Origin of the sequence: Sporosarcina jiandibaonis, from assembly GCF_013184495.1 — a bacterium.
In the GTDB taxonomy this organism is placed as follows: domain Bacteria; phylum Bacillota; class Bacilli; order Bacillales_A; family Planococcaceae; genus Sporosarcina; species Sporosarcina jiandibaonis.
Genome location: NZ_JAAOIY010000002.1, coordinates 464,393 through 486,258 on the forward strand (window position 1 = coordinate 464,393; position 21,866 = coordinate 486,258).

At 41.2% G+C, this 21,866-nt stretch carries 23 protein-coding genes, 6 tRNA genes and 1 rRNA gene; 28 read left to right on the forward strand and 2 right to left on the reverse strand.

The window, feature by feature from the left end; translation table 11 throughout:
• Nucleotides 1–41 precede the first annotated feature (41 nt).
• On the reverse strand, nucleotides 42–1,229 hold the full coding sequence (locus G8782_RS09605) for an FtsW/RodA/SpoVE family cell cycle protein (RefSeq protein ID WP_172370711.1): 1,188 nt from the start codon (nucleotides 1,227–1,229) through the stop codon (nucleotides 42–44).
• Nucleotides 1,230–1,413: 184 nt separating this feature from the next.
• On the opposite strand from G8782_RS09605, the gene G8782_RS09610 reads away from it, so the two are divergent.
• The 6 genes from G8782_RS09610 to G8782_RS09635 all read left to right on the forward strand — a co-directional run bounded on the left by G8782_RS09610 (nucleotide 1,414) and on the right by G8782_RS09635 (nucleotide 8,619).
• Nucleotides 1,414–2,484 (forward strand): D-alanine--D-alanine ligase, encoded by a 1,071-nt coding sequence (locus tag G8782_RS09610; RefSeq protein WP_172370712.1) that lies wholly within the window; start codon nucleotides 1,414–1,416, stop codon nucleotides 2,482–2,484.
• A gap of 12 nt (nucleotides 2,485–2,496) precedes the next feature.
• Nucleotides 2,497–3,879: a UDP-N-acetylmuramoyl-tripeptide--D-alanyl-D-alanine ligase gene (locus tag G8782_RS09615; RefSeq protein WP_172370713.1), complete on the forward strand. Its 1,383-nt coding sequence runs from the start codon at nucleotides 2,497–2,499 to the stop codon at nucleotides 3,877–3,879.
• A complete protein-coding gene (locus G8782_RS09620) occupies nucleotides 3,876–4,574 on the forward strand; it encodes an alpha/beta hydrolase (protein WP_172370714.1) in 699 nt (232 codons plus the stop codon). The genes G8782_RS09615 and G8782_RS09620 overlap by 4 nt, the downstream gene beginning before the upstream one ends.
• Before the next feature lie 325 nt (nucleotides 4,575–4,899).
• Nucleotides 4,900–6,408, forward strand: coding sequence for a degradosome RNA helicase CshA (cshA, locus tag G8782_RS09625; protein WP_172370715.1), 1,509 nt, complete (start codon nucleotides 4,900–4,902; stop codon nucleotides 6,406–6,408).
• A gap of 221 nt (nucleotides 6,409–6,629) precedes the next feature.
• Nucleotides 6,630–7,109 (forward strand): PH domain-containing protein, encoded by a 480-nt coding sequence (locus G8782_RS09630; RefSeq protein ID WP_172370716.1) that lies wholly within the window; start codon nucleotides 6,630–6,632, stop codon nucleotides 7,107–7,109.
• Entirely contained in the window at nucleotides 7,102–8,619 is a 1,518-nt protein-coding gene (locus G8782_RS09635; protein ID WP_246231619.1) for a PH domain-containing protein, read from the forward strand. The genes G8782_RS09630 and G8782_RS09635 overlap by 8 nt, the downstream gene beginning before the upstream one ends.
• Nucleotides 8,620–8,654: 35 nt before the next feature.
• On the opposite strand, the gene G8782_RS09640 is transcribed toward G8782_RS09635, so the two are convergent.
• A complete protein-coding gene (locus G8782_RS09640; protein ID WP_172370718.1) occupies nucleotides 8,655–9,266 on the reverse strand; it encodes a rhomboid family intramembrane serine protease in 612 nt (203 codons plus the stop codon).
• Nucleotides 9,267–9,331: 65 nt separating this feature from the next.
• Here G8782_RS09640 and acpS point away from each other — a divergent pair, with 65 nt between their 5' ends.
• The 22 genes from acpS to G8782_RS09750 form a co-directional block, all read left to right on the forward strand.
• Entirely contained in the window at nucleotides 9,332–9,685 is a 354-nt protein-coding gene (gene acpS / locus G8782_RS09645) for a holo-ACP synthase (protein WP_172370719.1), read from the forward strand.
• A gap of 58 nt (nucleotides 9,686–9,743) precedes the next feature.
• The gene (locus G8782_RS09650) at nucleotides 9,744–10,760 is read left to right on the forward strand and encodes a LolA family protein (RefSeq protein ID WP_172370720.1); all 1,017 of its coding nucleotides are present in this window, start codon (nucleotides 9,744–9,746) and stop codon (nucleotides 10,758–10,760) included.
• Between the two features lie 66 nt (nucleotides 10,761–10,826).
• Nucleotides 10,827–11,942: an alanine racemase gene (gene alr, locus G8782_RS09655; protein ID WP_172370721.1), complete on the forward strand. Its 1,116-nt coding sequence runs from the start codon at nucleotides 10,827–10,829 to the stop codon at nucleotides 11,940–11,942.
• Between the two features lie 160 nt (nucleotides 11,943–12,102).
• Nucleotides 12,103–12,384, forward strand: a complete 282-nt coding sequence (locus G8782_RS09660) for a transcriptional regulator (protein WP_246231620.1) — start codon at nucleotides 12,103–12,105, stop codon at nucleotides 12,382–12,384.
• A 4-nt stretch (nucleotides 12,385–12,388) separates the two neighbouring features.
• A complete protein-coding gene (locus G8782_RS09665) occupies nucleotides 12,389–12,739 on the forward strand; it encodes a type II toxin-antitoxin system PemK/MazF family toxin (protein WP_172370722.1) in 351 nt (116 codons plus the stop codon).
• 152 nt (nucleotides 12,740–12,891) lie between these two features.
• Nucleotides 12,892–13,719, forward strand: a complete 828-nt coding sequence (locus tag G8782_RS09670; RefSeq protein ID WP_172370723.1) for an RsbT co-antagonist protein RsbRA — start codon at nucleotides 12,892–12,894, stop codon at nucleotides 13,717–13,719.
• On the forward strand, nucleotides 13,719–14,081 hold the full coding sequence (locus tag G8782_RS09675; protein ID WP_172370724.1) for an STAS domain-containing protein: 363 nt from the start codon (nucleotides 13,719–13,721) through the stop codon (nucleotides 14,079–14,081). Before G8782_RS09670 ends, G8782_RS09675 begins: the two co-directional genes overlap by 1 nt.
• Nucleotides 14,082–14,083: 2 nt before the next feature.
• Nucleotides 14,084–14,485, forward strand: coding sequence for an anti-sigma regulatory factor (locus tag G8782_RS09680; RefSeq protein WP_172370725.1), 402 nt, complete (start codon nucleotides 14,084–14,086; stop codon nucleotides 14,483–14,485).
• Between the two features lie 14 nt (nucleotides 14,486–14,499).
• Complete coding sequence (locus tag G8782_RS09685; protein ID WP_172370726.1) at nucleotides 14,500–15,510, forward strand: PP2C family protein-serine/threonine phosphatase; 1,011 nt, start codon at nucleotides 14,500–14,502, stop codon at nucleotides 15,508–15,510.
• Between the two features lie 71 nt (nucleotides 15,511–15,581).
• Nucleotides 15,582–15,923, forward strand: a complete 342-nt coding sequence (locus tag G8782_RS09690; RefSeq protein WP_172370727.1) for an STAS domain-containing protein — start codon at nucleotides 15,582–15,584, stop codon at nucleotides 15,921–15,923.
• Nucleotides 15,910–16,377, forward strand: coding sequence for an anti-sigma B factor RsbW (gene rsbW / locus G8782_RS09695; protein WP_172370774.1), 468 nt, complete (start codon nucleotides 15,910–15,912; stop codon nucleotides 16,375–16,377). Before G8782_RS09690 ends, rsbW begins: the two co-directional genes overlap by 14 nt.
• Nucleotides 16,355–17,143, forward strand: coding sequence for an RNA polymerase sigma factor SigB (gene sigB, locus G8782_RS09700; RefSeq protein WP_172370728.1), 789 nt, complete (start codon nucleotides 16,355–16,357; stop codon nucleotides 17,141–17,143). Before rsbW ends, sigB begins: the two co-directional genes overlap by 23 nt.
• A complete protein-coding gene (locus tag G8782_RS09705) occupies nucleotides 17,143–17,739 on the forward strand; it encodes a SpoIIE family protein phosphatase (RefSeq protein WP_172370729.1) in 597 nt (198 codons plus the stop codon). Before sigB ends, G8782_RS09705 begins: the two co-directional genes overlap by 1 nt.
• A gap of 57 nt (nucleotides 17,740–17,796) precedes the next feature.
• On the forward strand, nucleotides 17,797–19,959 hold the full coding sequence (locus tag G8782_RS09710; protein ID WP_216667820.1) for a Tex family protein: 2,163 nt from the start codon (nucleotides 17,797–17,799) through the stop codon (nucleotides 19,957–19,959).
• A gap of 14 nt (nucleotides 19,960–19,973) precedes the next feature.
• Nucleotides 19,974–20,432, forward strand: coding sequence for a SprT family protein (locus tag G8782_RS09715; RefSeq protein ID WP_172370730.1), 459 nt, complete (start codon nucleotides 19,974–19,976; stop codon nucleotides 20,430–20,432).
• A gap of 171 nt (nucleotides 20,433–20,603) precedes the next feature.
• Nucleotides 20,604–20,675: transfer RNA gene (locus G8782_RS09720), tRNA-Glu, on the forward strand.
• A 253-nt stretch (nucleotides 20,676–20,928) separates the two neighbouring features.
• Nucleotides 20,929–21,003, forward strand: a tRNA-Gln gene (locus tag G8782_RS09725).
• A 59-nt stretch (nucleotides 21,004–21,062) separates the two neighbouring features.
• Nucleotides 21,063–21,135: transfer RNA gene (locus tag G8782_RS09730), tRNA-Lys, on the forward strand.
• Between the two features lie 71 nt (nucleotides 21,136–21,206).
• Nucleotides 21,207–21,293: transfer RNA gene (locus G8782_RS09735), tRNA-Leu, on the forward strand.
• A gap of 44 nt (nucleotides 21,294–21,337) precedes the next feature.
• Nucleotides 21,338–21,411, forward strand: a tRNA-Arg gene (locus G8782_RS09740).
• A 12-nt stretch (nucleotides 21,412–21,423) separates the two neighbouring features.
• Nucleotides 21,424–21,497 (forward strand) — tRNA-Gly (locus tag G8782_RS09745).
• Between the two features lie 251 nt (nucleotides 21,498–21,748).
• Nucleotides 21,749–21,866, forward strand: a 16S ribosomal RNA gene (locus G8782_RS09750); the annotation flags it as partial.

Sequence of the window (21,866 nt, forward strand, 5' to 3'; positions counted from 1 at the left end):
CTCCAGCGGGTGAATTCCGCTGGAGCTTTTTATATATGTTATCAATCATCATCATCCGTCCCGAACATATACGTACGATGATGGAACTTCATGCTGAAAATAAGGCCGATTGCGAGCATATTACTCATCAACGAGCTTCCCCCATAACTAATAAAAGGAAGAGGAATACCGGTTATCGGAAGAACTTGAATGTTCATGCCGATGTTTTCAAAGACGTGGAAAGTAATCATCGCAATAATCCCCGTACAAACATACATGCTAAACGGATCTTTAAGTTCGAGCGCAATTTTAGTTAAATGATAAATCAAAACAAAAAATAGACTGATGACGATACAAGAACCAATAAAACCATATTCTTCGCCAATGACCGCAAAAATGAAGTCCGTATGATTTTCAGGAACGTAAGCTTCACGACCTTGAAAACCTTTTCCGAACATGCCGCCCGAACCAATGGCCGTAATCGCTTGGATCAGGTGCATCCCTTCATTGGAAGGGAAGGAGTAAGGATCTAACCAAGAATAAATTCTTTTAAACTGATAAAGGTCAAAGCCTAGTGTCTCACTCATAAAGTCTTGCGCATAAATCGCCGCCCATAGTAAAGTGGTTACAGCAGCAGCCCCGCTAACAAATAAGGGAAGGATAATCTTCCAAGAAATTCCCGCTACAAGAATAACTGCGGCTGTAATTGCGATAAATACGATGGAAGTACCCAAGTCTGGCTGCTCCATAATGAATAGGAGCGGCGCAATGAGAGTCAGCATTATTTTTCCGAGAAGCAAAAAATCTGTTTTCAAAGTCTTAATTTCAAATTTCTCATGATGAGAACTCACTAATTTAGCCATGCCAAGAATGAAAAATGTTTTAATGAATTCCGAAGGTTGGATTTGTCCAATAACAGGAAGGTTGAGCCACCTTTTTACATTATTTTTCACTTCAGCTATTTGATCTTCTCCACCCGGTGCGAAGTGAAGGAAGACGAGTATGAATACGCCAAGTCCATAGGCATACCATGCAATCTTTTTATACTGGTCCATCTCAAAATACATAACGCCAGCAACGATTATCGAACCGATTACATACCATTGAATCTGTTTCGGAACAAAGTTGATGCCGTACTGTCCAGTTGTTTGTGCAGAAGCGATTGCTGTCAAGCTCACGATGCAAAAGAGCAATAAGATAAAAGCGAGCGTCCAATCAAAGCGCTCGGCGGGTTTGTCTGATAGTTTCATAAGATTAATCACCTTTAATATAAAGAAGTTTTCTATAGTATACAGGAAAATAGACGTCTCAGCATGAAAGAAGTTGCTTAGTTTTATATGACTTAGTATTTATTTTTGAGTTATTCATTCATGCTCGTTGGGTACACATGGTAAACTAGTGATACAAATTCAAATGAACGGCGAGGGAAAAACTATGAAAAAAAGTTTAGGTTTAGTATATGGCGGAAAATCCGCTGAACATGAAGTTTCATTATCAACTGCGCGTGCAGTCATTCAGGCGATCAACTTTGACCGATATGAAGTAATCCCGGTTTATATCACGTATGAAGGCGAATGGAGAAAAGGACAGCCGCTAGAGCGTCCAGTAGAAACAATTGAAGAACTTCGTCTACCGGGTAGCGGCGAAAGAAAACCCGACAGCATTCATGACTTTTTAAATGGCGAGACCGGATTACCCGATGTGATTTTTCCACTTCTGCACGGAACTAACGGAGAAGATGGAACTGTTCAAGGTTTTTTTGAAGTGATGAATATTCCATACGTCGGAAACGGCGTGCTTGCATCCTCTGCAGGTATGGACAAAGTTTCCATGAAGCAATTATTCGCTCAAGTAGGTCTAAATCAGGTGCCATACGTCCATTTTGTGCGTAGCGGTTGGAACCAAGATCGTGATATGTTACTCGATCAAATGGAAAAGGAATTAGGCTGGCCAATGTTTGTCAAACCGGCAAACTTGGGGTCGAGTGTCGGGATCAGCAAAGCGACCGACCGTGATAGCTTAATCGAAGCGGTGGATTTTGCATTGAAATTCGATCGCCGGGTAATTGTCGAACAAGGCGTCACAGCCCGCGAAGTAGAATTAAGCGTAAAAGGGAACGATTATCCAACGTGTTCAGTACCAGGAGAGATTAAACCTGTTACGGACTTTTATGATTATGAAGCAAAATACAAAGACGGTAACACGGAACTCATTATTCCTGCAGCCGTAACTCCAGAAGTGAAAGAGAAAATGGAGGACATGGCGATCCGTGCTTTTAAAGTACTCGATTGTTCGGGATTAGTCCGTGCTGATTTCTTCGTAACCGCAGACGATGAGGTGCTCATCAACGAAGTGAATACAATGCCTGGCTTCACCCCGACGAGCATGTTCCCATTATTATGGAAAAACTCGGGCGTAACGTATCCGGAACTCATTGATGAACTTATTGAATTAGCGCTTGAACGTCATGCTGAAAAATCAAAAATACAATATACGATGGATTGAGTGTGATATACAATGAAACAACCATTAACTACTATTGCAAGCTGGCTGAAAGAAGATGGACAGCATCTAGAACGCATTACGATTAAGGGCGTCTCGATCGATTCCCGAACTGTAGGCAAGGACTATTTATTCATCCCGTTTCGAGGGGAGCAAGTAAATGGGCACCGTTATGTAAAAAATGCGATTGAAAAAGGGGCAGCGGCGGCTCTATGGATGAAAGATGAACCGAATCCGCCGAAAGATATCCCGCTAATCTTTGTAGATGATCCGGAACTAGCCTTGCAAAAAATGGCTAGGACATACCGAGAACTACTTGATTGCACAGTAATCGGCATCACTGGATCTAACGGAAAAACATCCACGAAAGACTTAGTTGCCAGTGTTTTGTCTCCTTATTACAATGTCCGGAAAACGGAAGGGAACTTCAATAATGAACTCGGTCTGCCGCTGACGCTTTTATCGCTTGAAGAAGAAACGGAATACGCTGTGCTTGAAATGGGAATGAGCGGATTTGGCGAGATTTCATTTTTATCGAAGTTAGCAAAACCGGACTATGTCATCATTACAAATATCGGTGAAGCCCATATGCAAGATTTGGGGTCGCGGGAAGGGATTGCCAAAGCGAAGTTTGAAATCATTGACGGTCTGTCGTCAAATGGCATGTTATTTTACGACGGGGATGAACCTTTATTAAATCCGCTCGTCGAAAAACAACAAAACATCCAGAGAGCTTCATTCGGTTATCAGGCCAAAAATGATTTAGCGCTCAAAGATGTTCATTCTACAGCTGCGGGCAGCGATTTTACCGTTACAGGAATTTACGATGGCCAATTCACAATTCCAGTCTACGGCGCGCATCAAGTGAAAAATGCTCTCGCCGCAATCTTAATTGCGAAAGAAGTCGGTTTATCGACAGAGGATATCCGCGGAGCCCTTTCAGCGGCTAGTTTGACTGATATGCGCATGCAACCAGTTATAGCCGACAACGGAGCCCTGTTTATTAATGATGCGTATAATGCGGCTCCGACATCGATGAGAGCGGCACTTTCGTTCTTAAAAGAAACGCCGCTTCGTCCGGAAAAATGGGTAGTTCTCGGGGATATGCTGGAGCTCGGAGATGAGGAAAAAGCTTATCACGAATCATTATCCTCCCAACTTGCGGACGCGGAACTAAAAGGCATCCTTCTATACGGACCACGAATGAAGTGGCTTTATGATCGGTTGCAAGCTGGTTCCTTAAAATCTAAACTTCTTTGGTCAGAAGACGATTACGAACCGCTTATAAACGAATTGCGAAGAAATACAGACGCGGACTCAGTCGTTCTTTTAAAAGGATCAAGAGGTATGACGCTTGAAAGTATTCTCACCCCATTTCTACAAGAGACAAATACATGAAAACGGGGGTTTTATTCATCCACGGCTTCACGGGCGGAACGTATGAAGTGCAACCGCTGATCACATTTGTAAAAAAACATACAGATTGGTCAGTGGAAGTTCCAACCTTGCCGGGACACGGCGTGACGCTAAACTTGTCGAATGTGTCGGCGGAATCCTGGATGATGGAGGCGGAACTTGCGATGAGGCGATTGCAGAAAAAAGTGGACCGCGTGATAATCGTCGGTTTTTCCATGGGCGGATTGATAGCGCTCTATCTAACCCTTCGCTATCCGGTATCAAGGCTCGTATTGTTAAGTGCCGCCGCGAAATATATCAGTCCGCGATTTCTTCTCGAAGATGTGCGAGAGATGCTGAGAGAATCGATTACAAAAAAATACACGCCGAACACATTTCGCCATTTATATGACTATAAATTAACGCATACGCCACTTCGCGCAATGTTTGAATTCTTGAGGATTGTAAAAATGGTGGAGCCTTATTATAGTCAAATTAAAATACCGGTTTGCCTAGTTCAAGGAGAAAAGGATGAAATCGTCCCCTTTTCCTCTGCTGAACATTTATATAAAAACCTTGGATCGGAAAATAAGTTCTTTATTAAATCATCCGTAGGAAAACATCATATTTGTTACAGCGATGATTGTCATGATTGGTTTCCGAAGGTTCTCGATTTCATGCGTAGTGACACATATTGAGTAAACTGATTAATATTACTTAAGCTCTTTGTTTGCAGGAGAGGTTTTCGCATGGTACACTTTGATGAGCATTGGATACATTTCACTGAGACTCTTCAATCATGAAGAGTACTTTTTTTTGAATAAAACGGTTTGTTCATTATTTGCGGACTCGCGTTCGTTGACCGAACCGCTCGGCAAGGACCGGGCTTTCCTTTTCAACCATACCCTCAAAAAACTGAGGATGTAAAATATCGGAAACGTTCCCTTTAAAGGCTCGAATTTGCCGCGCTTTCATTTGCAAATGTAACCAACTGTCAAATGGAGAAAAAGGAGATTGAAATTTTTGACTAAATTTTCAGAGCTAAATATTAGCGAATCAACACAACGTTCTTTAAGCAACATGGGGTTTGAAGAAGCTACACCAATCCAAGAAGGTACGATTAAACTCGGACTTGAAGGAAGAGACATTATTGGACAAGCACAGACGGGTACAGGAAAGACGACGGCATTTGGAGTCCCTATCATTGAAAATATCGACACAAGCAATCGTGCTGTACAAGCGCTTGTCATCGCACCGACTCGTGAATTAGCCATTCAAGTTTCCGAAGAGATTTATCGAATTGGTAAAGACAAACGCGCGAAAGTCCTATCCGTATATGGTGGACAAGAAATTGGTCGACAAATCCGAGCACTACGCAATAATCCGCAAATTATTGTTGGTACACCGGGACGTCTACTCGATCTTATTAAACGTAAAACTTTGAAGCTTGACAATGTTCAAACGCTCGTCCTAGATGAAGCTGACGAAATGTTAAACATGGGCTTTATCGAAGATATTAATGAAATTATGGCAAGTGTTCCGGCAGAACGCCAAACACTTCTATTCTCGGCTACAATGCCGGCACCGATTCGCCGAATTGCAGAGACATTCATGAAAAATCCTGAAATCGTTGCAATAAAATCAAAAGGCATGACTGTAGAAAATATTGATCAGTATTTCGTTAAAGCGCATGAGCGCGAGAAGTTCGACATACTGACTCGTATTCTAAACGTGCAACAACCAGAATTGGCTATCGTTTTCGGGCGTACTAAACGCCGCGTTGATGAGCTTTCGAATGCATTGACGATTCGTGGTTACTTAGCAGAAGGAATTCACGGAGATTTAACGCAAGCGAAGCGGATGTCGGTCCTTCGTCAATTTAAAGAAGGTAAAATCGATATTCTTGTTGCAACAGACGTTGCGGCACGCGGACTTGACATTTCAGGTGTTACACATGTATACAACTTCGATATTCCACAAGATCCGGAAAGTTATGTTCACCGTATAGGTCGTACAGGACGCGCAGGAAAAAGCGGAATTGCTGTAACTTTTGTTACTCCACGTGAAATGGGATACCTGCGTATCGTTGAAGAAACAACGAAAAAGCGTATGACGCCAATGGTTCCGCCATCATCGGATGAAGCATTAGTAGGTCAGCAACGCCTTGCTGTCGAGCAGCTTTCTGAAATTATCGAGAAAAGCGAGTTAACTGATTACACGCATCTCGCTTCTGAAATGCTTAAGAAATATGATGCGACAGACATTGTTGCAGCAGCGCTTAGAAATTTAACACGCGAACCAAATGATACACCAGTTACGATTTCTGAAGAACGACCACTTCCGTCAAGAGGCGGCGGTCGTAGCGGCGGCGGTGGACGTAGCGGCGGATACCGCGGAAATCGCAGCGGCGGCGGACGCCCATTCCGCGGAGGCGGCGGAGGCCGTTCTTCTGCTGGAGGACGCGGCGGATCACGTCGTGGCCGCGAAGGCGGAAGCCGTAGCGGTGCAAGCCGTTCACGCAAACCTGAATAATAGACTATGCAAAAAGTCCGGAATCGCTTACGCGTTTCCGGACTTTTTCTTTCTTTGATCGTTTGCGAGTTATATTTAGTCGGCTAGAGTAATTTATTGGTCGTATCAATTCATCTTTAGTCGTTTCACCTTGTTCTTTGTTCGCTTAGGAACATTTTCATAAAAGTGAAACATTTCTCTTGCGTTTTCGTATAGACTAGAAGAAGGAAAGGGGCACTCGAATGAGAAAACAACCAATGAATAGGATTTCAGAAAAAGGATTACGCGTTTGGCGCCTATACGGGATTATGCAAACGATTTTAGTATTGCTTTTAGCCGCCGGCGCAGGGGTCTTAACATACATATTCGAATGGTCATGGGGAATTTATGCGATAGCCGCGGGCGTTGTTTTGATTTATGCATATCTTTTTATTGTTTTATTCCCCAAAATACGTTGGTTGCGTTGGCGTTATGAAGTACGTGAATCGGAAATTGAATTGCAACACGGGTTATTTATCGTGAAGCGTACATTAATTCCGATGGTCCGCGTGCAACATGTCGATACGTCCCAAGGCCCTATACTGCGAAAGTATAATTTGGCGGGCATCACGATATCGACTGCAGCGACGAACCATACGATTCCAGCACTTGTCATGGAAGAGGCGGATGAGTTAAGAAGTAGGATTTCCGTGCTTGCAAGGGTGGCGGAAGATGATGTCTGAGGAACGTTACAAACTGCATTGGATTACGGCACTCATAGAAGTACTCAAAACGTTGAAAGAAATGATATTTCCATTAATCGTCCTAATTTTTGCAAATGGCTTTCAAGATTCGGGCACGGGTAAATGGTATTGGGATTATCTGTCATTCATTATTTTGGGCGTACTGATCATCGTATTTTTCATTACCGGAATTATTAAATGGAAACGGTTTGTATATTGGTTTGAAGACGATGAACTTCGAATCGAATATGGTTTGTTCGTGAAAAAGAAACGATATATTCCATTTCATCGTATCCAGAGCCTTGATTATACAGAAGGAATCCTGCATCGCCCACTTAAGTTGGTGAAAGTAAAAGTGGAAACTGCAGGAGGGGCGGATATATCTAAATCAGATGCAGAATTGACCGCGATTACAAAAGAAGCTGCAAAGCGAATTGAAGAGAAAATGGCAGAGTCTAAACAAAGAAAGATCCACAAAATTGATGACTTTGATGAGTTTGAGCCTGTAGCCGAGCCGTCGCAAAAATTAAAAGCAGTTTATAAAATGGATCGGAAAGATTTGCTTGTTCTAGCGACAACATCGGGTGGAATAGGTCTGATATTGTCTGGGGTTTTAATATTCCTGGTTCAATTCGCAGAATTCATTCCATTTGACAAAATGTATGTGGAAATCTCCGAGTTCATCAAGTACGGGGTCATAATCGTTGTCATCGTTGTATTGCTCGGATTGCTAGTTATTTGGGGTGTTTCTGTTCTCATGACGTTTTTGGGTTATTACGGATTTACAGTGGAGCTAGATAAAGAAGATCTAGTGATTTCTCGCGGATTAATCGAAAAAAAGCGAGTGACAGTACCGCTCAACCGCGTGCAAAGCGTCCGTATTATTGAAAATCCGTTTAGACAGCTTTTTGGATATGCAAATGTCGTCATTGACAATGCGGGTGGGGGTCTTGGGGATAGTGCTCGCATAAATTTATTGCCGCTTGTCAAGAAAACTGACATAAATGGTCCATTAAAAGCAATATTTCCAGATTTAGTTGTAGAAGAACCGACTCGGAAAGTCCCGTCCCGCGGCAAACGTTATTATTACCGCATCGATTTTCTCTGGATGGCTCCTGTCATCGGCGCGCTGGCATACTTTTTCTTTCCGTATGGTTTATTTTCATTGCTGCTAATACCTGTTATCGTATTATGGGGGTTATTCCAACATCGCTCCGCAGCGTTCGAGACCTTTGGAAACCAACTGACAATGCGCTTTCGAGGAATTAGTCTGCAGACAGCTTATATGATGAAAAATCGCATACAGTCAATGGAAATCAAACAAAATTACTTCCATCGAAAAAAGAACGTCGCGATTGTATCAGCGCGCGTAAAATCAGGTATGGGTGTATTTAACGCACAAGTCAGCTATATAGAAGAAAAAGACGCAAACGAGATCCTTGATTGGTATGAACCATCAGTAGAGAAGAAAGTTGAGTCAAACTTAATTGTTGACGACATCCTAGAATGAAAAAAAGCCTAAGGAAATTCTCCTTAGGCTGCATTCTATCGCTTATTATTTTTCCAACTCAAAATTCTTTTCGGATTAAAGTAACTCAAACCGATAAGAAATCCGACAACAAGTCCAGCGATATGAGCAGTTGCGTTTATGTTAGGACCAATGAACGTCATAATAACGCTAATAACGATAATTGGTAAAATGATTTGGCGAAGTTGCGGCATTGCGTGTTTTGTATAATAAACAAGCGCACCGAATGCGCCGAACATACCGAAAATGGCACCACTTGCACCTAAATGCGCGTATCCGAGATCTTGGAAAAAGTATGTCGCTACGTTTGCAAAGATACCGGAAAGCATATATAGCGTTATGAAACGCATTTTACCAGTTAATTTTTCAAGTTCGGGACCAAATACAAATAAACAAAACATATTAAAAAGAATGTGCATAAATCCGCCATGCAAAAACATGGGCGTAACAAAACGCCACCATTCGCCGTCAGCAATTAGATAGTTTATACCTATCCCGCTTGTTTGAACGATGACACCTATGCCAGGCAGTAACGTAATTAGGAAAAGACTTATATTTATAAACAGGAAAATCGTTACTATTGGATAAAATCGAATGTATTCGGAAAAGCTTTCTGTACGAGTAAACATTTTTTCACCTCAATCTACTCATCATTATACATATTTTCATCTCGAAAAGGGAAGGGGGGAGGTTCATGATTTCAGGAATCGGTTTAGATATCGTTGAACTAGACCGAATTGCAAAGCTAGAAGAAAAATCCGATAAGTTTGTGGCTAGAATATTGACGAGTTCAGAAACCGATATTTATCGGTCATTGACTGGACACCGTCGAACTGAATTTTTAGCAGGTCGGTTTGCAGGAAAAGAAGCTTTTGCAAAAGCGCGTGGAACAGGAATTGGTGAAGGGTGCAACTTCACGGACATTGAAATAATCCCTGAATCCAGCGGGAAACCGCGTCTTTATTTCCAAGGTTCATTAGTTTCTGGTTTTATTTCAATAACGCATACAAAGAATATTGCAGCTGCTCAAGTAATCCTAGAAGCATAATCACGAATCCTTCCTCATAAGATGTCATACCCGATTGAATTGAGAAAGGATGAAAGATATGCGTAGCCGGATATTTTCTCTTTTGTTAGTTGTTGTAGTCGCAATTGTCCTCGTAGCATGTGGGACGCCATCGAAAGAAAATGTAACGAAGAAGCTCAGTGACAAATGGAATGACTCGAAAGGGTATGAGTTGCAAGCAACGATGGAAATTAAGACTGGATCAGAACCGAGGTTGTATGACGTGGATGTCTGGCATACGAAACCCGATTTCTATCGTGTACATGTAACGCAAAACGGTAAAGAAGAATCCCAAATGATTGTCCGCAATGAAGATGGCGTTTTCGTTGTCACCCCGTCTTTGGGGAAAACGTATAAGTTTCAAAGTGATTGGCCAGCACAAAACAGTCAAGCATACTTAATCGGCGCTTTATCAGAAGACATTAAAGCTGATAAAAATGCGACGATGACTGAAGAGGATGATGCATTCGTCTTTGAAACCGAAACAAGAAACAATCACAGAAAAGTTCTGCCGTCCCAAAAAATTTACATTAACAAAAAAACTTGGTTGCCGATTTACGTCTCTGTTTTAGATGAAAACAAGGAAGAGCAAATAAGAATTACATTTAACAAAATCACATTGGGTACAGCAAGAGATGCAAAGGAATACGCGGTTGAGTTAAATAACGAAGAGTCTAAGCCAGCCGAGGATGAAGCGGATGACGAAGCTGCCAAGGAGGATGGGTTTGAAACATATTATCCTACTGTCAATTGGCAAGGGGTCACGCTTGAAATTGAAGAAGCTATAAAGACTGAGAATGGCACTCGTTCATTTATGACATTTGGCGGCGAAAAAGAATTTACGATTGTTCAAGAGCGTGTGCAACGACCTGAACATAAATTGCCTGTTTCCATAGAAGGGGATCCGGTAGATCTAGGTTTTGCTGTTGCAGCCATTACAGATAAATCGATTCGTTGGGAAAGTGACGGTATTTCGTTTTTCATTGCATCGGAGACGTTGACAAAAGATGAATTGATCGATGTTGCCTTATCCATGTCAGTTGATGAGATGAAATAAGTTGTTGACGAAGAAGCGGTGGAGATTGATAATAGATAGAACTACACCGTAAACGAGGTCAAAGATATGCCAAATAGGATGTTGTTTCGACCAACAAAAGCAATGATCAACTTAGACGCAATAAAAGACAATGTAAAGGCTTTAAACAACTATTTAGGTGATAAGACATCCATTATTGCGGTTGTTAAAGCGGATGGATATGGCCATGGCGATGTTGAAACTGCACGTGCGGCAATAGAAGCTGGAGCGAAAATGGTTTCAGTTGCAACGCCGGAAGAAGCGGTGAAGCTTCGTGAATTCGGGATAAGCGAAGATATTCTCGTCATGGGCCCATCCCCCGTTGGCTTTGCTGAAACAGCAAAGGATTTAAGTATTACGGTTGCTGTATCAGGGGTAGAGTGGTTAGAAGAAGTTTGTTTAACAAAAGAATTTGACCATGCTTTAAAAGTGCACGTGAAGATTGACTCGGGTATGGGTCGCTATGGGGTTAGAGATGCTGAGTCCTTAAACGCAATTATAAACTTCGCGAAAAAGTCTAAGCAAGTGATAGTGGATGGCGTTTTTACACATTATTCATGTGCAGACATGGATCAATGCAAGACAACGGATGAACAATATGAACGTTTTATGGAGTTAGTCGAATTATTTCCAGAAAAGCCTCGTCTGGTTCATGCATCGAATAGTGCTGCTGCTCTGCTTTATCCAGACTATAGACTCGATGCAGTTCGCTTTGGCATTGGGTTGTATGGGATAGCTCCATCCGAATTTGTACAGCAAAAGTTGCCCTTTTCACTCAAACGAGCTCTATCGCTTGAAACTGAATTAGCGCATGTGAAACGGTTAGAAAAAGGCGGTTCAGTCAGTTACGGGGCAACGTATCAGTCGTTGGAAGATGAGTGGATCGGCACATTGCCGATTGGTTATGCAGATGGATTGCGTAGAGGGCTCCGTGGCCAAGAAGTGTTAATCGGCGGTATGCGAGTCCCGATAGTAGGAACGATTTGCATGGATCAGTGCATGGTAAAGCTTCCTGGAGAAATGCCAGTAGGCGAAAAAGTTGTTTTACTTGGTAAGCAAGGGAATGAGGAAATCAACATGGAAGAGTGGGCGGAACGATTAGACACAATTCCATATGAAATAGCGGTTTCCTTATCCAAAAGAATTCCTAGAGTGTATGGTTAAGTTCTTTTCCACGCTAGCAAGTGCCTAATTTCGACAAAAAACCACGAAACATAAAGATTCCTGTCAATCTATTTGTATCTATGTCTTCTCAATGTCGACAAATGATGCTATGATGAATTGGTAGGTAAACTATTGAACGGTTTTGTTGGAGGTGCTGACATTGCGTGCAAAAAAGAACATGAGAGAAGTCATTGTTAAGATTCCGAAACGAATGTTGAATGAAAATGAACATACGGTCGTCCATCGGGAGCCGGAGCGTAGTGGTTTTGTTTATATTTCGACAAAAAGATATGAATCAGATTACGAACCGGATACGATTCGCGAAGCGATGATAAAGGGTTATGTCGAAATGTCGCAAATCAACTTGAAAATTGCCAAGGAATGCTTGCATGTGGAGTTTGAAGCCCAGCATACGATGGAACGTCTCGTTAGCGGAGGATGAGAAGTTGGCAATAAAACGTGGAGACGTCTTTTTTGCAGATCTGTCGCCAGTCGTTGGTTCTGAACAGGGTGGAACAAGGCCTGTTCTGGTAATTCAAAACGATATTGGAAACCGATTTAGTCCGACAGTTATCATAGCGGCTATTACAGCGCAAATTCAAAAAGCAAAATTGCCGACACATGTTGAAATCGATGCGGAACGCTATAATTTCGAGCGGGATTCAGTTATCCTGCTCGAACAAGTCCGTACAATCGACAAGTCGAGGCTAACCGATAGAATCACACATCTAGATGAATTTTTGATGGAACAGGTCGATGAAGCACTAGAAGTGAGTTTCGGCCTCGTCAAATTCTAACAATACATATAGTAAACAAGAACATCACAGAAGCTTTATCTGTGGTGTTTTTTTCAATTGATCCACTAAAAGAGTGTGTTTTTAATATATATTCGTTACAATAGAGGGAACTATCGTATTTAAGAAATAAGAGGGAGGAGCAAGAACCGAACATGAATAAAAAAATGGCAAAATGCATTCACGAAAATTTAGACAGTATTCTTGAAAGATGGGAGTATCGCATGAAAGATGTTGAGGAAGAACGCTTCTTTCATTTTATGCCGGACGAGCTAATTGACAAGACAAGCAGAGAATTTGCGGAATTAATGACATCCAATTTACAATATTCCGAAGCTATTAATCCTGAGAAATTAGCAGATTTCACGGAAAAAGTTGTTCGTTTTGGTTGGTCAATAAAATTTGTCAATAAATCCATAGAGAACTTTTCAGATATTACCTTTGAGATAATGGAAGAAGAGGGGGTCATCGATCAGTCGAACGTTAGGGAGTATATGAAAACTTTCAGCAAATGGATATCTCCTCATCGTAATAGTATCATTGATGCGTATGCCGTTGAGTGGGAACGTACTGTGAAGCTTCAACGAATTGCACTGCAAGAACTATCAGCATCACTAATCCCGGTTTTCGAAAAAATATCGGTTATGCCGTTGGTCGGTACGATCGATACTGAGCGTGCAAAGCTAATCATGGAAAACATTCTAGATGGCGTAGTGAAACAACGCGCCGAAGTTGTATTACTAGACATAACAGGAGTTCCTGTTGTTGATACAATGGTTGCTCATCATATAATACAGGCCGCAGATGCCGTCCGACTAATTGGAGCTAAATGTATGCTCGTCGGGATTCGACCGGAAATAGCTCAAACAATTGTCGCTCTAGGAATTGAATTAAAAGATTTCACAACTACAAGCACTTTGCAACGTGGAATGCAGGAGGCGCTCAAACTCACGAATCGCAAAATAGTGGAGGTAGAAAATTAATGAATATGCGAATACCGATTTTAAAACTAGGCGACATTTTAATCGTATCCATTCAATGGGAACTAGACGATCAGAATGCGATTCAATTTCAAGAAGATTTGCTGAATAGATTGCACTCGAAAAATGCGCGCGGCGTCTTGATAGATTTAACTCCGATTGATTTTATTGATTCGTTCATCGCGAAAGTCCTGGGTGATGTGATTAACATGTCTAGCCTAATGGGAGCGAAAGTAGTAATTACCGGAATCCAACCTGCAGTAGCAATAACACTCATAGAGCTTGGAATACGTTTGGAAAACGTCATGACAGCGTTAGATTTGGAAAACGGACTGGATAAACTTCAAATAGAATTGGAGGCCTAACTATGGAGTGCCGATCTTCTGTGGACATTTTTACAGAATGGGACATTGTCGCTGCCCGTCAGCTTGGTCGGAACGAAGCAAAAAGCATCGGTTTTGGTACCGTTGACCAAGCTCGTATCACGACAGCGATAAGCGAACTGGCCCGTAATATCTATTTATATGCAGGAAAAGGTAATATCAAAATTGAACGAACCTATGACAATAACCAATATGGAATTACGATTATTGCGTCCGATGAAGGACCCGGTATCGCCGATGTTCGAAAAGTAATGAATGATGGGTATTCGACTTCGGGGGGATTGGGCGCAGGAATGCCAGGAGTCCGACGACTTATGGATGAATTTAATGTACAGTCCGAACAAGGTGTAGGAACGACAATAACTGCGGTGAAATGGCTCCGTTGAGGGGGTGAGGGCAAATGCCAAAAGAGGTAGAAAAACAGTATAAAGCATTAGTGAATCGATATATCAATACGAAAAGTGAAAATGATTTATATGCGGGTCAGAAGTTTAGCAGACGATTTATCGAAAAAGAAATATCGCCAGAAGAAGTAATCGGAATTCATAAATCAGCGTTAATGGAGTTGTTTCCAGATGCCCCTGAAGACTTTTGGCATTCTTTTGATTTCCTCATTGAAATGATGATTCATTATGGGCTTGCACTACAAGAGCATCAAAGTCTCATCCGAAAACAAGAGGAACTTGAATTGGAAATGAAGATTGCGGAAAAAGTTCAAAATACATTGCTGAAAACTAGGGTGCCGACATTTAGCGATCTGGATATAGGCTTTTTGACTGTGCCTGCTAAGCAAATGAGCGGCGACTATATTTACTTTCTCAGCGATGATTCGAACTACGCAAGTGTTGCCGTTGCCGATGTCATTGGAAAAGGAATTCCCGCTGCACTCTGCATGTCCATGATTAAATTTGGTATGGATAATATGCAAAAACAAAATTCAAGTCCCCATGTTGTTCTTGATGTTGTTAATCGAATTGTAGAAGAAAGCGTCGATGATTCGATGTTTATTTCAATGTTCTACGGAAAATATGAAGTCGATGGCTCGGTATTTTCCTATGCATCTGCGGGTCACGAACCTGTACTGTTATATAAAGCGGCTTCAAATACTTTTATCGAACTTGATGCTAAAGGTTTATTACTGGGAGTTCAGCCAAATGCGACTTATGAAGAGCGAAGTGTTGTATTAGATGAAGGCGACTTTATTGCGATGATGACCGATGGAGTAACTGAAACAAGAACTGAAGATGGATTTATTGACGATGAAATTATTAAAGAGATTTTGACAACTGTTAAAGATGAATCAGCCCAAAAAATTGCGGATACCGTATACCAACAACTTGGTGAAATGCAGAACTTTCATCTACATGACGACTTTTCTATCGTGATTTTTAAAAAAGGTTATAAAAACTAGTTTAAGTTATTTAGAGGCAGGGTATAGAACCTTTAGCTTTAAAAAAACAATAGAAATTCGGGGGGTTGGAAATGAACTTATCAGTAGAATTGTCAAAGGAAGATAGTGTTCAACGTTTTCATATTGCAGGTGAAATCGATGCGTTTACAGCTCCGGTATTAAAAGATAAACTAGCAGAAGTTCAAGATGTACCGGGCTTACAAGCTGAATTAAATCTAACAGATGTAACTTATATAGATAGTACTGGACTAGGTGTTTTTGTTGGATTTTATAAAACATTAAAAGCAAACGATGGATATATGAAAATTATTGGTGTAAATGATCGAGTTAAACGATTATTTGAAATTACTGGTCTTGATGAAATTATTGACATCGAGAAGGGAGTAGGTGAAAATCGCGATGCAACCCTATGACTATGTAGAAATTAGAGTACCGGCTAAAGCGCAGTATATCGGGATTGCCCGACTGACGATTTCCGGCCTCGCGAGCCGACTTGGATTTAACTACGACGAGATTGAAGACTTGAAAATAGCAACAAGTGAGGCTGTGACAAATGCAGTCCAACATGCGTACCAAGATAATGAAGGTGAAGTTGTAGTAGGTTGTGCTCTTTTTGAAGATAAAATTGAAATCATGATAGCCGACCACGGGGAAAGCTTTAATTATGAAGAAACGAAAAAGAATATCGGACCATACAACGAATCGGAGGAAGTCGAATTCCTTCGTGAGGGCGGACTAGGTCTTTATTTAATGGAAACCCTCATGGATGAAGTTAAAGTCCACCACGAGGAGGGTGTGACAGTCTTTATGACAAAATATCTTGGTGAAGAGCAGGTGGGTAAGGATGTCAAAACAGTCACCTCCTAAATCCGATACTAAAGATGAGGTTCTACAATGGATAAAGATATGTCAAGAAACGAACGATGAAGAAGCACAGACAAATTTAGTTCTTCATTATGAAAGGTTAGTGCAATCACTTGCACACAAATACTCGAATGGGAAATCCTATCATGAGGATTTAGTGCAAGTTGGAATGCTAGGTTTATTAGGTGCGATTCGTCGGTATGACCCTGATTTCGGCCGTAGCTTTGAAGCATTTGCTGTTCCGACGATTATTGGAGAAATCAAAAGATTTATGCGCGATAAGACTTGGGCAATTCATGTACCTAGGCGCATTAAGGAACTGGGACCTAAAATAAGGGCGACTGTCGAAAAGTTGACGACTGAACTACAACGCTCCCCTCAAATTCATGAAATTGCGGAGTATCTAGATATTGATGAAGATGATGTTTTGGAAGCGATGGAAATGGGAAGAAGTTACCAGGCTCTATCGATGGATCATACGTTAGATGCCGATTCGGAAGGCGGTACAGTAACGCTATTTGATCTTATTGGTTCTACTGACGAAGGGTACGAAGCAACCGATCAACGGATGCTAGTTTTAGATGCGCTCGTCGTACTTTCGGAACGGGAGAAGCAAATTATTCAATATACATATATTGATCAGCTTAGCCAAAAAGAAGCCGGGGAACTACTTGGTATTTCACAGATGCATGTTTCAAGACTCCAACGAAAAGCGATTAAAAAATTACAAGAAGCTATATCAGCATCTACTACTGGTGGGGTGTCTTAGTGGAGACAGTTGTCAATGAACATGTCGAAATAAATATATATCATAGAGCAAAGTCAGGGAATAGAGAATCCGGGGATACGTATTTTGTTCATTCAACAGAAGATTATTTCATTTGTGCGATTGCCGACGGACTTGGCAGCGGGCCAATTGCGCGTCAATCAGCGGAAATAATTCCGAATGTCATTAAAAAGCATCATGATGAATCACTCGATGAACTGCTTAGCCGATGTAATGAGTATATGATTCAAAAACGCGGCGCTGCTGTTGCAATCGTAAAGATTGATTACAAAAGCATGATGATCCAATATAGTTGTGTAGGAAACGTCAGATTTTATATGCTGCAAGATGGGAAGAAGATGATTTATCCACTCCCAGTAATGGGGTATTTATCAGGGAAGCCCCAGAAATTGAATACTCAAGAATATGACTACCATATAGGGGACATCTTTTTTCTCCATTCTGATGGAATTCAATTGCCAAGTCCAAAGGCCTTATTGAAACAAACGAAATGCCTTGCTCAACTTAGTCAAAGCGTTATAGAAACGATAAATCATGAAGACGATGCAACATTCATAGCGGGAAGCCTGCTTCATTAAACGGAAGCAGGCTTTTTTGTGTTAAAATAGAGGACATGATGAAAGGTGGGAAATGTATTGAAGCATATTTTAAAACTGACTGCAGCACGGGCATCTGTCCCAGTTGGTCAAACTGAAAAAGTAATTGCATTATTGGAAGAGGGAAATACAGTTCCCTTTATTGCCAGGTACCGTAAAGAAGCAACTGGCTCATTGGACGAAGTGCAAATTAAAGCGATTGAAGATTCTTATGGATACGTAAAAAGTTTAGAACAAAGAAAAGAAGAAGTGTTACGAATAATTGAGGAACAGGGCAAGCTCGACGAAGAATTGAAAAAGAAAATTGAGGGTGCGACTGTCCTTCAACGAGTCGAGGATTTATATAGACCTTATATGCAAAAGAGAAGAACGCGTGCCGCAATGGCGAAAGAAAAAGGTCTCGAACCTCTTGCTGAATTACTATTGAAACTATCTGAAACAGATCCGAACGAGCTTGCGGAAAAATTCATTAATGCAGAAAAAGAAGTAGAAACCATTGAAGATGCGTTAGCTGGTGCTAGTGACATAATAGCCGAAAACATTGCCGATGACGCTGCCATAAGAGAAACGATACGAAAAATCTCTTGGTCCGATGCTTCAATAGTATCTACAGTACGAAAAGACGCAGAAGATCAACGTAAAGTTTTTGGAAACTACTATGACTATAATGAACCGTTAAAACGAATTGTACCTCATCGCACGCTTGCGCTTAATCGCGGTGAAAAAGAGGGAGTTCTACGGTTATCAGTATCCTTTCCAGAGGAACGAATTATCGGTGTTATGACCCGAGAATTTATTAACAAACCGCATTCTCCTTCTGCAACACAGGTGGAGGAAGCTATTCAAGACTCGTTTAAACGATTAATTGCACCTTCGATAGAACGTGAAATTCGGTCAACACTTACAGAAAAAGCGGAAGAGCAAGCGATTCATGTGTTTTCTGAGAACCTGAAAAGCCTGTTGCTACAACCGCCTTTAAAGGGGAATTTCGTACTTGGAGTAGACCCTGCTTTTCGTTCTGGTTGTAAACTTGCTGTTGTAGATGAAACGGGAAAACTACTTGATGTCTCAGTTATTTTTCCGCATCCGCCAAAGCCGGAAAAAGAAAAATCAAAACGCGAGATTATTAATATTTTGGAGAAATACCCAATTTCGATTATAGCAATCGGAAATGGAACCGCATCCCGTGAAACAGAAATGTTCATCGCGGATTGCTTGAAAGAAGGACGAGCTGGCGTTTCGTACGTTATTGTAAATGAAGCCGGAGCAAGTGTGTATTCGGCGTCTGAACAAGCGAGAGAAGAGTTTCCTGACCTCCAAGTCGAAGAACGAAGCGCAGTTTCAATTGCTCGGAGACTGCAAGATCCATTGTCCGAGCTCGTTAAAATTGATCCGGGTTCTGTAGGCGTGGGTCAATACCAGCATGACGTAGCGAAAAGAAAGTTGTCTGAGTCCCTTACTTTCGTAGTTGAAACTGCAGTGAACCGGGTTGGCGTTAACGTTAATACAGCATCTTCTTCACTGCTTCAATATGTAGCGGGCCTTTCAAAAACCGTCGCGGAAAACATCGTTAAGTCAAGAGAAGAGAATGGTCTCTATATGAAAAGAAGTGAATTGAAAAAAGTTCCTCGTTTAGGCGCAAAAACATATGAGCAAGCAATTGGCTTCTTGCGTGTGCCGGAGGCGAAAGATCCATTCGATTCAACCGGTATTCACCCGGAAAGTTATAAGACAGCAGAACTCATTTTAGAAAAAGCGCAAGTAAAGAAAGAATCCTTAGGCAAAAAAGAAACTGCCGAAGCACTATCCCGATTAAACATAAAGGATTTGGCGATCGAGCTCGATGTTGGTGAAGTTACTTTGAAAGATATTATCGAAACCTTGCAAAGGCCAAATAGAGATCCGCGTGACGATTATCCACAACCACTATTGAAAGCGGACATTCTTGATGCAAAAGATCTTTACGAAGGACTAGAAATGCAAGGAACCGTGAGAAACGTAGTTGACTTCGGTGCCTTTGTTGACATTGGCGTCACTGAGGACGGGCTCGTTCATATTTCCAAAATGAAAAAAGGTTTTGTAAAACATCCATTAGATGTGGTCGCGTCAGGTGATATAGTGACTGTATGGGTAGATGCAGTGGATCGTGAAAAAGGAAGAATTGCTTTAACGATGATTCCACCGAAAAAAACTGAAAAATAAATGGGGGGATTGCGATGACGAATGATGAACTACAGGCACTTGTCAAGACCGTTTCTATAAACGTCTTTAAAAAGCCTTTCCTTCATCAAGCAGAGCATAATCCGCGGTTACGAACAACAGGCGGGCGTTATATGCTTGCTAATCATACAATTGAAATTAACCCATTAGTATTAAAAGTTCATGGGATGGATGAACTGATAGGTGTAATCAAACATGAACTTTGTCATTATCATCTGCATCTAGAAGGAAAGGGATACAAACATCGAGACAAAGATTTTAGGGAATCATTAAAAGATACATCCTCCCCAAGATTTTGCAAACCGTTAGGTGCGGAAAATAAGAAATCGACTTCCTTCTATATATACGAATGTGAATCATGTGAATTGAAGTATAAACGTAAAAGAAGAATAAACGTTCAAAAATATCGATGCGGAAAATGTGCCGGAGAGATCTCGATGCAGACCAATAAGTAAATAGAAAACAGTTAGACCGCGTTAAAACGCGGTCTAACTGTTAATTTAAAAGAAAATCAAAAAGAGGGTTGACGAAAGCTAACTACCTGTCTATAATAATAAAGGTCGGCTTAAGAAAACAACATATTGTAAGTAATTTATTAGCCGTTATTTTTATATCTATTAAACTGAGGCCCCTTGGTCAAGCGGTTAAGACACCGCCCTTTCACGGCGGTATCACGGGTTCGAATCCCGTAGGGGTCATTAGAGAATTTTGAAAGTGCGCTTCGCTTTCAAAATTCTAATTACTTATCAAAACGAAGTTTTGATATTGAGGCAATTTTTCAGGCGCTTATGAAAAATGTAATTGCCGGAAAAACTCTTCAATCGCGTACTTGATGTTGATATGAGACTGAACGCACTTTACAAACGTGAACTTCTACATTTGAAAAAAATATAGTATAGAAATGAATTAAGATACCACAATAGAATTGTTGATGTTTAATTATAAAAGCATTGGGGTATAGCCAAGCGGTAAGGCAACGGACTTTGACTCCGTTATTCGTTGGTTCGAATCCAGCTACCCCAGCCAATTTATTTAGATGTAAAACAAATGCGTTCCGAGTTGAACTTGCCTATTTATATAATCGAGAGCCATTAGCTCAGTTGGTAGAGCATCTGACTTTTAATCAGAGGGTCACAGGTTCGAATCCTGTATGGCTCATTACACTTGTTATAAAAAAGTGTTGACAAACTTCTAAAATACTATATAATAAAGATTGTCGCTAAAATAATGCGGTAGTGGCGGAACGGCAGACGCGCTAGGTTGAGGGCCTAGTAGGGGTTAACCCTGTGGAGGTTCAAATCCTCTTTACCGCACCAAATATAAGGGAACTTATTATTTCCTTGCTGTCAATTCTAACAGGGCGCCCGTAGCTCAATTGGATAGAGCGTCTGACTACGGATCAGAAGGTTGTGGATTCGAATTCTTCCGGGCGCGTTAACTTATAATGCGAGTGTAGTTTAATGGCAAAACCTCAGCCTTCCAAGCTGATGATGAGGGTTCGATTCCCTTCACTCGCTCCAAATTTTATTAACACAATATAAACTTCGAAAATACTTGTTGACATTGTGATTTGTAAATGTTATACTAGAATAGTTGCTGTCAGAGAGACGGCGGCGCAGAAGTGAATGTGCAAGTTAAGTTTTTACTTATATAATGAACCTTGAAAACTGAACAGCAAAACGTCAAGATATAACGTTTCGTAAATTCGAAACAAAAACGAATCTTCGGATTCGAAGTCAGCAAATGAAATTTGAGCTATTCAAGTTTCTCTATTATGGAGAGTTTGATCCTGGCTCAGGACGAACGCTGGCGGCATGCCTAATACATGCAAGTCGAGCGAACATTTATTGAAGCTTGCTTCTTTAAATGTTAGCGGCGGATGGGTGAGT

Coding starts and splice junctions, on each gene's coding strand:
- G8782_RS09670 (WP_172370723.1), top strand. CDS start 12,892: ATGAATAAAAAAATGGCAAAATGCATTCACGAAAATTTAGACAGTATT.
- alr (WP_172370721.1), top strand. CDS start 10,827: ATGCCAAATAGGATGTTGTTTCGACCAACAAAAGCAATGATCAACTTA.
- G8782_RS09620 (WP_172370714.1), top strand. CDS start 3,876: ATGAAAACGGGGGTTTTATTCATCCACGGCTTCACGGGCGGAACGTAT.
- G8782_RS09650 (WP_172370720.1), top strand. CDS start 9,744: ATGCGTAGCCGGATATTTTCTCTTTTGTTAGTTGTTGTAGTCGCAATT.
- sigB (WP_172370728.1), top strand. CDS start 16,355: ATGTCAAAACAGTCACCTCCTAAATCCGATACTAAAGATGAGGTTCTA.
- rsbW (WP_172370774.1), top strand. CDS start 15,910: ATGCAACCCTATGACTATGTAGAAATTAGAGTACCGGCTAAAGCGCAG.
- acpS (WP_172370719.1), top strand. CDS start 9,332: ATGATTTCAGGAATCGGTTTAGATATCGTTGAACTAGACCGAATTGCA.
- G8782_RS09630 (WP_172370716.1), top strand. CDS start 6,630: ATGAGAAAACAACCAATGAATAGGATTTCAGAAAAAGGATTACGCGTT.
- G8782_RS09605 (WP_172370711.1), bottom strand. CDS start 1,229: ATGAAACTATCAGACAAACCCGCCGAGCGCTTTGATTGGACGCTCGCT.
- G8782_RS09680 (WP_172370725.1), top strand. CDS start 14,084: ATGGAGTGCCGATCTTCTGTGGACATTTTTACAGAATGGGACATTGTC.
- G8782_RS09715 (WP_172370730.1), top strand. CDS start 19,974: ATGACGAATGATGAACTACAGGCACTTGTCAAGACCGTTTCTATAAAC.
- G8782_RS09610 (WP_172370712.1), top strand. CDS start 1,414: ATGAAAAAAAGTTTAGGTTTAGTATATGGCGGAAAATCCGCTGAACAT.
- G8782_RS09615 (WP_172370713.1), top strand. CDS start 2,497: ATGAAACAACCATTAACTACTATTGCAAGCTGGCTGAAAGAAGATGGA.
- G8782_RS09685 (WP_172370726.1), top strand. CDS start 14,500: ATGCCAAAAGAGGTAGAAAAACAGTATAAAGCATTAGTGAATCGATAT.
- G8782_RS09635 (WP_246231619.1), top strand. CDS start 7,102: ATGTCTGAGGAACGTTACAAACTGCATTGGATTACGGCACTCATAGAA.
- G8782_RS09675 (WP_172370724.1), top strand. CDS start 13,719: ATGAATATGCGAATACCGATTTTAAAACTAGGCGACATTTTAATCGTA.
- G8782_RS09690 (WP_172370727.1), top strand. CDS start 15,582: ATGAACTTATCAGTAGAATTGTCAAAGGAAGATAGTGTTCAACGTTTT.
- G8782_RS09640 (WP_172370718.1), bottom strand. CDS start 9,266: ATGTTTACTCGTACAGAAAGCTTTTCCGAATACATTCGATTTTATCCA.